12 protein-coding genes and 1 pseudogene are annotated in these 13,926 nt (G+C 39.7%); 7 read left to right on the top strand and 6 right to left on the bottom strand.

Annotated elements, in window-relative coordinates:
• Positions 1–3: 3 nt before the first annotated feature.
• Positions 4–117, bottom strand: a pseudogene (secF, locus tag BTO22_RS20110) (protein translocase subunit SecF); the annotation flags it as partial.
• 146 nt (positions 118–263) lie between these two features.
• Between secF (BTO22_RS20110) and BTO22_RS03760 the strand changes: the two are divergent.
• The gene (locus BTO22_RS03760; RefSeq protein ID WP_105054331.1) at positions 264–1,376 is read left to right on the top strand and encodes an AAA family ATPase; all 1,113 of its coding nucleotides are present in this window, start codon (positions 264–266) and stop codon (positions 1,374–1,376) included.
• A complete protein-coding gene (locus BTO22_RS03765) occupies positions 1,369–2,148 on the top strand; it encodes a hypothetical protein (protein ID WP_105054332.1) in 780 nt (259 codons plus the stop codon). Before BTO22_RS03760 ends, BTO22_RS03765 begins: the two co-directional genes overlap by 8 nt.
• Positions 2,149–2,273: 125 nt before the next feature.
• Here the strand turns inward: BTO22_RS03765 and secF (BTO22_RS03770) are convergent, their stop codons facing one another.
• The 4 genes from secF (BTO22_RS03770) to BTO22_RS03785 all read right to left on the bottom strand — a co-directional run bounded on the left by secF (BTO22_RS03770) (position 2,274) and on the right by BTO22_RS03785 (position 6,647).
• Positions 2,274–3,173 carry a protein translocase subunit SecF gene (secF, locus tag BTO22_RS03770; RefSeq protein ID WP_105054333.1) on the bottom strand — a complete coding sequence of 300 codons (900 nt, stop codon included), beginning with the start codon at positions 3,171–3,173 and terminating at the stop codon, positions 2,274–2,276.
• 3 nt (positions 3,174–3,176) lie between these two features.
• Positions 3,177–5,000 (bottom strand): protein translocase subunit SecD, encoded by a 1,824-nt coding sequence (gene secD, locus BTO22_RS03775; protein WP_105054334.1) that lies wholly within the window; start codon positions 4,998–5,000, stop codon positions 3,177–3,179.
• A 120-nt stretch (positions 5,001–5,120) separates the two neighbouring features.
• Positions 5,121–5,627: a hypothetical protein gene (locus BTO22_RS03780; protein WP_258132433.1), complete on the bottom strand. Its 507-nt coding sequence runs from the start codon at positions 5,625–5,627 to the stop codon at positions 5,121–5,123.
• Positions 5,628–5,732: 105 nt separating this feature from the next.
• The gene (locus BTO22_RS03785) at positions 5,733–6,647 is read right to left on the bottom strand and encodes a LysR family transcriptional regulator (protein WP_105054336.1); all 915 of its coding nucleotides are present in this window, start codon (positions 6,645–6,647) and stop codon (positions 5,733–5,735) included.
• Positions 6,648–6,806: 159 nt separating this feature from the next.
• Here BTO22_RS03785 and BTO22_RS03790 point away from each other — a divergent pair, with 159 nt between their 5' ends.
• The 5 genes from BTO22_RS03790 to BTO22_RS03810 all read left to right on the top strand — a co-directional run bounded on the left by BTO22_RS03790 (position 6,807) and on the right by BTO22_RS03810 (position 12,334).
• Positions 6,807–7,847, top strand: coding sequence for an HlyD family secretion protein (locus BTO22_RS03790; protein ID WP_105054337.1), 1,041 nt, complete (start codon positions 6,807–6,809; stop codon positions 7,845–7,847).
• Positions 7,848–7,849: 2 nt separating this feature from the next.
• The gene (locus BTO22_RS03795) at positions 7,850–9,454 is read left to right on the top strand and encodes a DHA2 family efflux MFS transporter permease subunit (protein WP_105054338.1); all 1,605 of its coding nucleotides are present in this window, start codon (positions 7,850–7,852) and stop codon (positions 9,452–9,454) included.
• A gap of 69 nt (positions 9,455–9,523) precedes the next feature.
• Entirely contained in the window at positions 9,524–10,228 is a 705-nt protein-coding gene (rsuA, locus tag BTO22_RS03800; protein ID WP_105054339.1) for a 16S rRNA pseudouridine(516) synthase RsuA, read from the top strand.
• 210 nt (positions 10,229–10,438) lie between these two features.
• Complete coding sequence (locus BTO22_RS03805; protein WP_105054340.1) at positions 10,439–11,644, top strand: Bcr/CflA family multidrug efflux MFS transporter; 1,206 nt, start codon at positions 10,439–10,441, stop codon at positions 11,642–11,644.
• Positions 11,645–12,334 (top strand): DUF2913 family protein, encoded by a 690-nt coding sequence (locus tag BTO22_RS03810; protein ID WP_105054341.1) that lies wholly within the window; start codon positions 11,645–11,647, stop codon positions 12,332–12,334.
• An 88-nt stretch (positions 12,335–12,422) separates the two neighbouring features.
• Here the strand turns inward: BTO22_RS03810 and BTO22_RS03815 are convergent, their stop codons facing one another.
• Positions 12,423–13,865: a DUF2867 domain-containing protein gene (locus tag BTO22_RS03815; protein ID WP_105054342.1), complete on the bottom strand. Its 1,443-nt coding sequence runs from the start codon at positions 13,863–13,865 to the stop codon at positions 12,423–12,425.
• Positions 13,866–13,926 lie beyond the last annotated feature (61 nt).

Consider the following 13,926-nt stretch of genomic DNA (forward strand, 5'->3'; position numbering starts at 1 on the left):
CCCTTACGGCTCTTCAGAAATCGGTTTTGGCTTATAGTGCTCCGAATTCAAACTAAAGTACTCAGGTAAACTTGTACCCACCGAGATAGAAGACCAAGTACATCTCACAATATCAATGATCTTAAAATATACGCTTTAAAACCACATCATTCACTAAGTCTTGGATTTGTACCTCGCTCCAATTTTGCCGTAAAAAAATTACGGCAAGGTTAGTGGTGTGCTATAGTTAACGCTGTTAATTTCTTTAATACTGGGTAATCAAGATGCTTGCTAAACTTGTCGTCAAAAATTTTCGTAACTTTGAAAACTGGTTTGAGATCGATCTCAAAAGTGATCGCTCGTATGAATTCAGCAAGCATGCAGTGCAAAATGAAATCGTTAAACATGGTGTTATTTACGGCATTAATGGTGAGGGTAAGTCAAACCTTGGGCTTGCCATTATTGATGTAACTCGCCATCTAACAGATAACAATCTTCAGCCGGGATTGAGCTCTAACTACTTAAATGCAAACTCGAAAGACAAACTGGCTGAATTTAAATATCAGTTTGATTTTGATGGCATTGAAGTGCTTTATCGTTATGGCAAAGAAAAATGCACGACAACCGTTTATGAAAAATTGATCATTGATGGTATTGAGGTCGTTAATTTTGACCGTAGAGTATCATCCATTGCTGACTTTAACCTACCAGGTGCAGAGACATTAAAGAACGATTTTGAAGGCAAGGATATTTCACCGGTTAAGTATATAAAGTCAAATGCGTTACTTGATGATCATGTTATTAATAATGCCTTTGATACGTTTATGAAGTTTGTCGATGGAATGGTGTTTTTTAGAACGCTTTCTAAGCTTCAAGAGTTTTATGGCCAGCCAACAGGTAAGCAGCGTGTTTCTCAAGCTATTATCGAGCAAGGAAAGCTAGAAGATTTTGAAAAGTTTCTTAATGACTCTGGAGTGGCCTGTAAACTGAAACAATCGGGTGCTGAGAATGAAGAAATTATTGAGTTTGATTTCGGTGAACGAAGTATTGAATTTTCTCAAGCGGCTTCAACTGGGACGATTTCTCTTGGTAATTTTTATTATTGGTATTTAAAGCTTACCTCTGGCGAAATCTCATTTGCGTACATTGATGAGTTTGATGCGTATTATCATTTTAATTTATCACAACATATTGTTGAGCGTATATCAGAGACGAGTTGCCAATCCCTTATGACAACTCATAACAGTACATTGATGTCTAATAATATTTTAAGACCAGATTGCTATTTTGTTCTAGCCAAGCAGAAACTAAATCCTCTTTATAACTTAACTGATAGAGAAATCAGAAAAGCGCATAACTTAGAGAAAATGTATCGCTCTGGAGCTTTTGATGAGTAGTTACGTTCTTTGCATATTTGAAGGGAAGCGTGCAGAGCCAAATATTACTAATAACCTTTGTTTGAATCTTTTGCAAGATGAGGACAAGGTTATTCTTAGGGCATCCTATGGTTGTAATATCTATAAATTATATGCAGAGATTGAAAAAGATCCGTATTTAGATACCTATGAGTTACTGGTAGAAGAATTAATAAAGCGGCAAAAAGAAGAACAGCGGTTAGGTCGAGATTTACGTGAAGAAGAACTCGCTGTACTAAATATTGATGATTCAAGCCTAATTAGTGATATTTATCTTATATTTGACTACGACGCCCATTGCAGCAATGCTAATGATAAGAAATTAGTTGAGATGCTAAATAAGTTTAACAATCCGCAAGAAGAAGGGTTGTTAATTGTTAGCTACCCGATGGTTGAAGCAATAAGGCATCAAAGAAGCTTAGAGTATAGCGAAGAATTATATGCTTTAAGTGAGTTTGGTAACTACAAGGCTTGGACTAACAAGGATGCAGAGCTAGATAAAAAATACCATAATTGGGGCGCATATGATTTTGATACTTGGAGAGAAATCGTCGCTCAACACCTTGCTCGCGCTAACCATTTAGTCACCAATGAGCTATCACTTCCTAAGACTCAAATCGAACAACAAGAGATTTTTACTCAACAGCTTGATAAGCACATTCCTAATGGCAACATTGCGGTAATTTCATCATTTCCATTAATGATCTTTGATTATTATGGCCAAGCGTTAATGTCGAAATTACGATTTGTGTAGAATCAGATTTATTAGTTGAAGTGACGTTTTCACCCACAAAAAAGATCTAACTTAAATCAGAGCCCCAATAAAAAGCCGCATATATAAATATCTGCGGCTTTTTACTATCTATTTAATCTTAACCCTTACGGCTCTTCAGAAATCGGTTTTGGCTTGTAGTGCTCTGAGTTCAAACCAAAGTACTCAGGTAAACTTGTACCTACAGAGATAGAAGACCAAGTACCCGTCACGATACCGATGAACATCGCAATCGCAAAGCCCTCTAGTGGACCGCCACCTAATAACCATAAAGAACCAACAGTGATTAGGGTTGTACCAGATGTCACCATAGTACGAGAGAACGTTGCTGCAACCGCTTCGTTATTGATCTCTTGGATAGATAACTCAGGTTTGGCAATTAACAGCTCACGGATCCTATCTGCAATGATGATCGAGTCATTTAGCGAGTAACCTAAAATCGCCAAAATAGCGGCTAGGGTGGTTAAGTTAAACTCCATTTGAGTCGCAGCAAAGAAACCAAGCACAAACACGATATCGTGGGTTAGGGCAAACAAAGAGCCAGAAGCCAAACGCCATTCAAAACGGTAGCTTAAGTACGCTAAGATAACCAAAACCGACACTAATAACGCCATGCCACCTTGTTCAGTTAGCTCTTGGCCTACTTGTGGACCAACGATACTGGTGTTCAATACTTGAACATTTGAATGCAGCGGAGCAAGAACCTCAGTCAGTGGTGGAAGCTCAACGCCTTTTGGTGGAATCGCATAACGCAGAACCCAACGACCCGGCTCACCAGAGGCAATAACCGCCACATCTTGTTTAAAGCTTGCATCTAATAACGGAGCGATTTCACTGCTTGTGATTTTGCTATCAATTTGAACTTCACTCACGATACCGCCAGTGAAATCTAAACCCCAGTTAAGGCCTTTCATCGCTATCATTGATAATGCAAAAATCATCAAACCGATAGAAACCACACTCGTCATGTGACGCCATTTTGTTGCATTTTTCATATTTATAAACATAACTTAAATCCTAACATCATGACGAGAATCACGACCCCAAACTAAATTGATAATGGCACGTGACGCGAAGATGCCGGTGAACATACTGGTTAATAGGCCTAAGCCCAGAGTTAATGCGAAGCCTTGAATAGGACCATTACCGATAGTGTATAGAACCACCGCGGTGATCATTGTGGTGAAGTTGGCATCGAAAATCGTACCAAATGCACTACTAAAGCCTCTATCAATTGCTTGCGCTAATGTTCGACCTTCTTTTTGTTTATCTTTAATCCGTTCAAATATTAAAACGTTGGTATCTACCGCCATACCTACCGTCAGTACTAAACCTGCAATACCCGGAAGGGTAAGAACAGCACCCGGAATAAGTGCAAGTAAACCAAACAGCATTACCATGTTTCCGACAAGCGCGATGTTCGCTACCCAACCTAAACGACGATACCAAACCGCCATAAACAGTAGAGTTAGACCAAGACCAAGGCCTAAAGCAGCAAAACCATTTTGAATATTCTCAGCCCCCAGTGTCGGGCCAATAGTGCGTTCTTCAACGATAGTGACTGGCGCCGTTAGTGAGCCAGCACGAAGAAGTAGAGCAAGCTCTTGAGATTCTTGAAGTGAACCAGAACCTGTGATTCTAAAGCGGCTACCAAGTTGACTTTGGATAGTTGCAACACTGATGATTTTGTTACTTTGCGTGGTTTCGCCTTTGCTGTTACGACCGTATTCGTTGTACGACGTAGCCATTGGCTTACCGACATTGTGACGAGAGAACTCAGACATGATTTTTCCACCTGAACTATCAAGAACAATGTTTACTTCTGCCATGCCCATTTCGCCTAAGCTTGCGCGAGCATCAACAATATGATCACCACTTAGTACAGGTTTTCTACCTACACGTACAGGACGGCCATTTTCATCAGGTACTTCCATTGTGCTGCCAGTGCCTTGTTCTTTTACCGCATAGAAAGCAAGACTCGCGGTAGCACCAATAACATTTTTTGCAGCAGCAGGATCTTGAACACCCGGAAGCTCGATACGAATTCGGTTTTCACCTTGACGCTGAACTAAGGCTTCAGTGATACCTAACTCTTCAATACGGCTACGCATGGTTTGTAAGTTTTGTTGAACAGTAAGGTTACGAACCGCCACTTTTTCGGTTTCTTTTAGTGTTAGCTTAAGATCGAAATCGTCACCGTTTGAGATTTGCCATGTTGGGTAATTTTTATGGATAAACTCACGAGCGGCATGACTTGCCTCTTCTGATGGCAAACGAACCACTAAGCTATCGCTGCCTTCTTTTTGGAAGCGAACTGAGCGAATGCGTTCTTCACGTAACTCTTGTTTTAAAGAATCTGAAAGCTCATTACGTTGTGCTTGGAAAACTTGGTTTACATCAACATCGAGTAAGAATTGCACACCGCCACGTAAATCAAGGCCAAGTTTGATTGGTTCAAATCCCATGTTTTGCAGCCAAGCAGGGGCTGCTGGCGCAAGAGATAAAGCTAACGTTGTGCCTTTTTTACTGTCATCAATAACAGATGCCAGTACATTTTTTGCTGCGGCTTGTTGCGCTTCATCTTGCAAAATAACGATGGTCTTATCGCCTTTTTGTTCAATGCGTTTTACGTTAATGCCTTGGTCGGTTAACGTGTTTTGTAACTGAAAAATCGACGGGATTTGACCGTCTTTATCGGTAATTTGAACCGCTGCGTTTTCACCATACCAAGTTGGAATGGCACTTAATAATAGAATCACAAGAGTCGTGATAAGTACGATGTATTTCCATTTAGAGTAATGGTTCAATCGCTGTATTGGTTGTTTTCTTTGCATATTAATTTCACCTCACACACGAAAATCGCATGCGAAAAAGTCATAGACAGTCGCTCAAATCATTACTTTTTATTTAATGAATGATAAAACGATGTAGATAAATTACGGTTGGTTGTGAAATTAAGAGTGGGGGTACAGTCGCTGGCTATAGAGGAGGTTACTTTCTTTCCAAGCTGACACACGAGAGCTTGAAGAGTAGCTATTAAGTGCCCAATTTACAGTAGGTTTTGGTTTTTCTTGATAACCAATAACCAATTGTTCAACAGGAATAGCAGGAATTTCTGAGGCTAGCTCATAATGTGGAGTGACTTCTTCTGGTTCATGTCGAGCTAAATTCGCCATACGAGAAGAGTAGCCAATGCCTAAGTTTACATTGTGTCCAAGCGATGAACTTTGTGTATTTTTAGTGACATTGTTTTCTGGTGATTGCATTACCTGACAGGTTGAAAAATCAGTAGATTCAGGTACTGGGGTTGTGAATTTCGTACTGGGTTGAGTTGCTGAGTGCTGCTCAATAGTCAGTGGGGCTTGCATCGTATTGATAATATCATGATGTGCAGAAGCATGAGCTAGCGAGGCCATCCCAAAACAACAAACCATCATTATTATACGAAACAATCGTATCACTACCGACTCACCGTTCAATATACAGAAGTTCGCATCCTATAATGGAGAGCGGTTTCTGACAAGATATAACTTACGATTAATAAAAATTGATGCAATTTTAGAACTTTACTCGTTCGTTTTATCTAAGTGTTTCTTTAGTTCAAAGAGTTCTAATACGTGGTCGATAAATGCTCTTAATCGTTTTGGAAGCAATTTATTTTGCGGAAAGACCAAGCTGATGGCCGCTTTAGGTAAATCCCAATCAGGGAGAATTTGTATCAGTTCGCCGCTTTTAATGTGCTCACGGCATAAAAATTCAGGTAAAGAAGCGATGCCTAACCCACTTAAGCAAGCCGATTTACAGGCGGTAATCGTATTTACTTTTAATCGGTAGGGTAAATTAACGCGAATGGCTTTATCTACCTGATTAAAATACAAGTTAGGAACTTTCACTGCGTTCACAACTTTAATTTGATGGTGAGGGGCTTGCAGATCCTCTGGGGAGATTATATTGCCATACGTTTTTAAATAGTTAGGGCTTGCCACTATGACGCGCTCTGAAAAATCGATGGTTCTGGCAACTAAAGATGAGTCATTAATTTCACCGATTTGAACATAGAGATCAATACTGTCACCAATAATATCCACTTCTCGGTTGGTCATTTCTACATTTATTGAGACTTCTGGGTAGCGGATAAGAAAACTATTAATGTACTCAGACATGACACCGTGCCCAATCTCTACTGGCATGGCTAAGTTAAGGTGACCACGGATCAGATTTTGATTTGCTGTTAGTTCGAGTTCGGTTTGCTGCATAATATCAAGCACTTTGACACTGGCTTGGTAAAAAATCTCTCCTTCCTGGGTAAGACCTAATTTTCTGGTTGAACGAGTGATAAGCTTCACACCTAGGTGTTCTTCAAGTTCTGCCAGTTTTCTACTTACTGTTGATTTTGTCATTCCAAGATTGGTAGCAGCTTGAGTAAAGCTACCAGAATCAATGACTTGGTTTAAGATTGTGATGTTATTTAAATCCATCATAGACTGAATTCCATTGATTGGTAAGATTTATGCAACAGTGTTTCCTTTTTTTCCTATCTAATCAATAAATCATTTTCGTTTTATACTGTTTTTCTCTTATTTATTACATTCATGTTTATGACAAACCTGGGTGGCTTCATTTTCAAGTAGGTACGCACAGTGGCAGAACAGCAAAAGAAAAAAAATAAAGCACCTTTGATTGCGACAATCGTTATTATTCTATGTGGTCTTGCTGGTGGTGGATATTGGTATGGTTATGGGCAATATTTCCAATCAACAGACAATGCATATCTGCAAGGCGATATCACGACAATAAGCCCTAAAGTTGGTGGTTACATTGCAAAAACGTTTGTAGAAGATAACCAAGTGGTTAAAGCGGGCGATTTGTTGGCAACGATAGATAGCCGTGATTTTGTGGCTGAAAAAGAGAAAGCAGAAGCAAATGTGCTAGTCAGTGCAGCGTCGATTAAAAATTTAGCGGCTGAGCGTAAATTACAAGACATTCGTATTCGCCAAGCGGCCAGTGAAATTGAATCGACTAAGGCAGAATATGAACGTACTCAACAACAAGTTAAACGTACTAAAGCGTTAATTAAAAAGAATTATTCATCACAAGATGAGTTAGATAACAATGTGTCCCACCTTAAAGTTGCATTAGCAAATGTCGATGCAGCAAAAGCGAATTATCAAGCGTCAGAAGAGCAAATTAATGTCATCGAAAGTGAGATTGCTCAGGCTGAAGCGGCACTTAACCAAGCGAACGCAGCGTTAAAACAAACAGAGCTTAATTTGTCTTATACTAATATTTACGCGCCGATTGATGGTGTGGTTGGTAAACGTAGTTTACGCAGTGGTTTGCTGGTTCAAGCCGGTATGCCTTTACTGAGTTTAGTGCCAACCACTGAAGTATGGATAGAAGCAAACTTCAAAGAAACCCAACTTGGTGATATTCATAAAGGGCAAAAAGTATTTGTTGATCTTGATGCGTACCCAGATTTACACCTAAAAGGCATTGTTGATAGCTTCTCTCCTGCAACAGGCGCTAAATTCGCGTTATTACCTCCAGAGAATGCAACGGGTAACTTTACTAAGATCGTACAGCGTGTACCGGTTAAAATCAGTATTCTGAATGCCGATTTATTAGATGGTAAGTTGATCCCTGGGCTTTCTGTGGTTGCTACGGTTGATACTCGAGGTTAGTTATGACTCAAGAATTAACGGTGACAAACCAAAATGAATTAGCTGATGTACCAATAGAACCTGAAATTCCAAGACGTCATTGGATTGCTTTATTTGGTGGTTTGCTTGGTGCCTTTATGGCGATTTTGGATATCCAAATTACCAACTCGTCGTTAAAAGATATTCAAGGGGCGCTCTCTGCCACGATGGATGAGAGTTCGTGGATATCTACCTCTTATCTTGTGGCTGAGATGATTGCGATCCCATTAAGTGGGTGGTTATCTGTTGCTATTGGTAAGCGCCGTTATTTAACGTGGACCACAATTATTTTTGCCGTAGCTTCTGTGCTGTGTTCTATTTCTTGGAATATGGGCTCAATGATCGTTTTTCGTGCTATTCAGGGTTTTAGTGGTGGTGCATTAATTCCACTGGCTTTCTCACTTGTTGTGCAACTATTACCGTTAAATAAACGTGCGGTAGGGATGGCGTTGTTTGGGGTGACAGCAACATTTGCACCGTCAATTGGTCCAACATTAGGTGGCTGGTTAACCGAGAATTTCTCGTGGCACTATATTTTCTATATAAATATCCCGCCAGCTATCGCATTAATCTGCATGGTTAATTACGGCCTTGATGATGAGCCACTAAAATTAGACAGTTTATTAAAAGCCGATTGGTTTGGTATTACAACCATGGCGATAGGGCTAGGCTGTTTGGAAGTTGTGCTTGAAGAAGGTAATCGTGAAGAGTGGTTCAGCTCTAGTTTTATTGTTACGTTATCGATTATTTCTGCGATTAGTTTGATTTATTTTGTCATTAATGAGTTGCAGCACAAGAATCCGCTGGTGAATTTGCGGCTATTGAAACAGAGTCAGTTTGCCATGTCATGTGTAGCTTATTTAATATTAGGGATGGCACTTCTCGGTTCTATTTATGTATTACCTATGTATATGATCCAAATTCAAGGATATAACGCCTTGGAGATTGGTGAAGTCTTAATGTGGATGGGCTTTCCTCAGTTATTGATTTTCCCATTAGTGCCTAAGCTAACTCAGATTATTAAAGCTAAGTATCTGGTATTTTTTGGCTTCTCAATGTTTGGTATTAGCTGTTTTGTAAATACACACATGAGCTATGATTTTGGTGGTGACCAACTGATTTTCTCTATGCTACTGCGTGCTATTGGTAGCCCATTTATTATGGTGCCGCTGTCATTAGTTGCAATGGAAGAAATTCAAAAGCATCAAGTATCGGATGCATCAACCATTACTAACGTACTTCGTAATTTGGGTGGGGCGTTTAGTATCGCGATTATTGCAACGTTATTGGATAATAAAACTCGTGAGCATTTAGGGCATATCAAAGAGACATTAACAGCAGTGAGTACGGATGGTTGGTATCAACTACAACAAAGTGCGGCAATGTTTGTGTCAAAAGGAAGTGATCCTGCAACCGCAATGCTGCAAGCTAAAGCATCATTAACCATGACAATGCAACGTGACGCGGCAATTATGGCGTATAATGATGTATTTTTAATGATGACGTGTTTCTTAGCTTTTGCTGCATTTATGATGTTTTTTGTTAAATCTAATTCGAATCCAGGCTCAATGGAAGGTGGGGCGCATTAATTTTTTATGTGCGCTCGCTTCTTTAGGTGGTTTGGGTATAATGCGGCAGAATATTGAAATGAGGTTCTCATGCGTTTAGATAAATTTTTGTGCGAAACATTAGGTGCTACCCGTAGCGAAGCTACTCGAATTATTAAAAGTGGTACCATCACTGTTAATGGCGTAAAAACAAAAGTTACTTCAGTAAAAGTGACTGATGATTCAACTGTTGAGTTGGATGGCCGCGAGCTTAAATTCCATGGTCCTCGTTATATTATGCTATTTAAGCCAGATGGTTATGTATGTTCTCATGAAGACAGCACACACCCATCTGCATTGACGCTATTAGATGAAGTGAATGTAGAAAAGTTACATTTCGCTGGTCGCCTTGATGTTGATACTACTGGTTTAGTATTAATTACAGACGATGGTCAATGGTCACATAAGATCACATCACCAAAGCGTAAGTGCTCTAAGACTTACCGTGTATGGTTAGCAGAACCTATTGGTGCTGATTATGCTGAGCAATTGGCTGAAGGCATTCAACTTAAGAGCGAAACTGGCCTAACTATGCCTGCGGTAATGGAAATTGTTGATGAAGATGAAAATGAGCTTCTGTTAACGATTCAAGAAGGCAAATATCACCAAGTTAAGCGTATGTTTGCTGCTTTAGGCAATAAAGTAGAAGGCTTACACCGCTCTCAAATTGGTGGTTTAGGTTTAGATTACTCACTAGAACCTGGTGAATATCGCTACTTAACTGCGGAAGAAGCAGAAGCGGTTCTTCGCAAATAATATCAATTATATTAATGATCATCTAATTAGTTACATTGGTATTATTCAGCCGGTTTATCAGTCATTATAAAAAACGGTGTGGCAGAAATGCGACACCGTTTTTTTATGTAAAATCGTGCAAAGATACAGAATATAAAAAGCATGTTGTAATAGGGCGTGATAATATTCTCAATCCTATCCTGTTCCTAATTATTACTTGGTTTCTTACCTATGCCATCTAACACCACTGATCGTCCTGAATCACCTTCATTAAGTATCTTATTGATCATTATTTTAGGTGCTATTTCAGCGTTAACGCCACTTGCTATTGATATGTATGTCCCTGCAATGCCAAGTATTGCGGCAGATCTTGGTGTGTCAGCGGGCTCGGTGCAAATGACATTAACGGCGTATACGGCCGGATTTGCAATAGCGCAGTTAATTCATGGCCCGTTAGCGGATAGTTACGGGCGACGACCTGTATTAATTATAGGTACTGTCTTATTTGCGCTTTGTGCTGTGATAGGCGCAGTGGTTGGTGGGATTGAATCATTGATGTATATCCGTGTATTGCAAGGTGTTGCAGGCGCGGCTTCAGCGGTAGTGGTTCAAGCCATTGTTCGTGACATGTTCAATAAAGAAGATTTTGCCCGCATGATGGCGTTTATTACGCTTGTTATGACGGTGGCTCCATTGGTTGCGCCTATGATTGGCGGACACATGGCAGTCTGGTTTGGCTGGCGTTCAATCTTTTGGTTATTGGCCGTTTTTGCGGTTCTGATTATTTTTGCCATTCTGTGGCGTATTCCTGAAACGTTAGCAGAAGAAAACCGTTCTCCGTTTAATCTAATAACGTCATTAAGAAATTACCGTTCATTGTTTAAGAACCCAGTGTCTCTTGGTTTGATCTTTTCTGGTGCTTTTTCTTTTGCTGGGATGTTTTCATTTTTAACCGCAGGATCGTTTGTTTATATCGATATTTATGGTGTCAGTGTTTCTAACTTTGGCTACCTATTTGGTTTGAATGTTGTTTTCTTAATTGTAATGACCACGATTAATGGTCGTATGGTTAAGAGAATGGGTTCGCATAATATGATTAAATTTGGTCTTTCGATTCAATTATTTGCAGGCGTACTGATGGTCGTAGGGCAATTATTGAATTGGGGATTATGGGGAACGGTGGTTCCAGTGGTGCTATTTGTTGGTTGTATTTCAACCATTGGTAGTAATACCATGGGCTTGTTGTTAAGCCACTACCCTAAAATGGCAGGAACGGCATCATCGCTTGCAGGAACATTAAGATTTGGTACTGGCTCGCTTGTTGGGGCGTGTATTGCAATGTTTCCTGCTGATTCTGCTTGGCCTATGGTGAGTTCCATGGCAGCATGCTCAATCTTATCTTTTGGTTTTTATTTTGTTTTTGGACGTAAAGCGTAAATGAGTAAAGAAACAAACACAGTGAATTATTATCAAGAAATTCAAAAAGTCGTTAACGAAGCGCTAAAAGACTTACAAGAAAGTAAGGATAGCGGACGTTTACCTAAGAATCCGGTGAGCGCAAATCACTTTTTAATTCGCTGGGTGACAACTGCGATTAAGTCTCAACGTTTTTCACGTTGCGTAGCAAAAGATTTGATGACGTGGCAGAAAGAAGGCCGAACAAAAGGTACAGGAACACAATTACCTGTCCGTTTTGAGCATTACTCTCGTTTGTATGCGGCATTAGCGCCTGCTGATACGGTAACACCAATTACAAAATCAGGATTGATGGCGTGGTGTGAATCACTGGAAGAGCAAGATTGGTGTGTAACAACTGATTATGAAGTACTAGCAAAAGCGTCTTTATTTTCAGATGGTGATCACTCTTTAATTATTTGCGCGACTCAGCTGGCTTCATGTTTTGAAGGCGATGATGAAGAAACTCAATCTTTAGTGAAACCATTAACGTGTTATGTTCGCGGTAATCACCATGAGTTTGTTGAATCGGCTTTTGAGCACGGTTTAATGGTACATAAGCGTTCGGATTATAAATCAAAAGTGAAATATCACGGTGAGTACCTGATTTTCCCGAATAATCATGGTTTACAGTTAGGTGAAACGCCGTTTTCATTTAATGTGAAGAAATAGAATTTATTTTTCTGTTTATTTATAAAAGAGAAAAGCGCAGATCTTCTGCGCTTTTTTATGTCTGATAGTTAGCGTCCCTTAATTACATTTATTTTTCAGCTTCTGCTTTTTTACAAATGGCTTTAACCATGCCTTTAAAAATAAATAGGTGTGCAGGAAACATAGCAAACCAATACATCAATCCCCAGAATCCTTTTGGATGCCACCAAGCACGAACATCTAGCTGTTTATGGTGTTCATCAATGTCTTTAATTGAAAACTCTAGTCGTCCTAACCCCGGAGCGGTCATACCAAAGAGCAGTGATAAGAATTTATTTTCTTCACAACGGATCACTTTCCATGAATCAATGTAGTCACCGAGTTTTACCTTTCCTGACTCTGGTCGTCTTCTGATTGGAAATGAACCACCGAGTAAAGGATCTAACCACTCTCTGGTGCGCCATAATGCATTGGCAAAGAAATACCCTTCTTTACTTCCTAAACGTTCAATGACCGTCCAAAGTTGCTCGGCTGATGCTGTGGTAGTAAAGCTTGCGCCTGCTTGTTTTGGGTAAAAACCATAGTCGGATTTCCAGCGTTTTAAAGCACTTGGGTCAAAGCCCCATATTTCACTCTTGATGGTTTCGTCATTGGTTTCTTGCGCTCTATTTATGGCATCAGATAACGAGAGTAATGGTTGAGGGAATTCGCGTTGGATGTCGGTATTGTTGGCGATAAGATCATGATCGATACCGGCCAATAATGCTCTGCCTAAATCGGAAGGAACAGAGGTGACAACACCAAGCCATAAGCCCGCAAAACTAGGGCTAATCAAGCGAGTTGGAATGATTTTAATTGAACGGTGGTTACGTTGGGCAATGAGTTGAAATAAAGATTGATAGCTAACCGTTTCAGGGCCGCCAGCTTCAAAGGTCATTGATTCAGTCAGTGGGTAATCAATACATTGAAGTAAATAATAGTTAAGGTTTTCTATCGCAATAGGGTTGGCTTGTGAGTTAATCCAAATAGGGCAGATTAATAATGGAAAATGATTAACAAAATCGGTCATGATCTCAAAAGCGGCAGAGCCTGTCCCTATGATTATTCCTGAGTTGATTTCAATCGTTGGTATACCTGTTGAACGCAGTAATTCTCCTGTTTTTTTACGTGCAAGCAAATGTTGTGATTGATAGCCTTCTGGCTGTAATGCGCTTAAATAAATGATTTTAGTTAGAGATGATTGTTTTGCGGCAGTTTTGAAATTCTCAGCAAGAGAGACTTCATAGTCAATAAAATCATGACCGTGGGACATTCCGTGAACTAAGAAATAGGCAATATCACAGTTTTCCATCATAGGAAGAATAGTACTGGCATCTTCTAAATCAAGGTAATTACAGTGCAAATTTGGATGGTCAACAACCCTATCAAGTAGGTAATCAATATTACGAGCGCATGCAATAACGTTATGCCCTTGTTGTAATAATTGTGGGATTAATTGTGAGCCTACATACCCAGAGGCACCAACGATTAGGATTGTGCTTTTTTTATTCAAGATTGCTCCTTTACCTTGTGAATATAAATATTAATTACGTTTTGATTCTAGTACAATTTGT

It is taken from the genome of Aliivibrio sifiae (assembly GCF_002954705.1).
Classification (GTDB): Bacteria; Pseudomonadota; Gammaproteobacteria; order Enterobacterales; family Vibrionaceae; genus Aliivibrio; species Aliivibrio sifiae_A.

What these genes read in the sequence shown, in the direction of transcription:
- BTO22_RS03760 (WP_105054331.1), top strand. Translation starts at nt 264, where the DNA reads ATGCTTGCTAAACTTGTCGTCAAAAATTTTCGTAACTTTGAAAACTGG.
- BTO22_RS03765 (WP_105054332.1), top strand. Translation starts at nt 1,369, where the DNA reads ATGAGTAGTTACGTTCTTTGCATATTTGAAGGGAAGCGTGCAGAGCCA.
- secF (WP_105054333.1), bottom strand. Translation starts at nt 3,173, where the DNA reads ATGTTTATAAATATGAAAAATGCAACAAAATGGCGTCACATGACGAGT.
- secD (WP_105054334.1), bottom strand. Translation starts at nt 5,000, where the DNA reads ATGCAAAGAAAACAACCAATACAGCGATTGAACCATTACTCTAAATGG.
- BTO22_RS03785 (WP_105054336.1), bottom strand. Translation starts at nt 6,647, where the DNA reads ATGATGGATTTAAATAACATCACAATCTTAAACCAAGTCATTGATTCT.
- BTO22_RS03795 (WP_105054338.1), top strand. Translation starts at nt 7,850, where the DNA reads ATGACTCAAGAATTAACGGTGACAAACCAAAATGAATTAGCTGATGTA.
- rsuA (WP_105054339.1), top strand. Translation starts at nt 9,524, where the DNA reads ATGCGTTTAGATAAATTTTTGTGCGAAACATTAGGTGCTACCCGTAGC.
- BTO22_RS03805 (WP_105054340.1), top strand. Translation starts at nt 10,439, where the DNA reads ATGCCATCTAACACCACTGATCGTCCTGAATCACCTTCATTAAGTATC.
- BTO22_RS03810 (WP_105054341.1), top strand. Translation starts at nt 11,645, where the DNA reads ATGAGTAAAGAAACAAACACAGTGAATTATTATCAAGAAATTCAAAAA.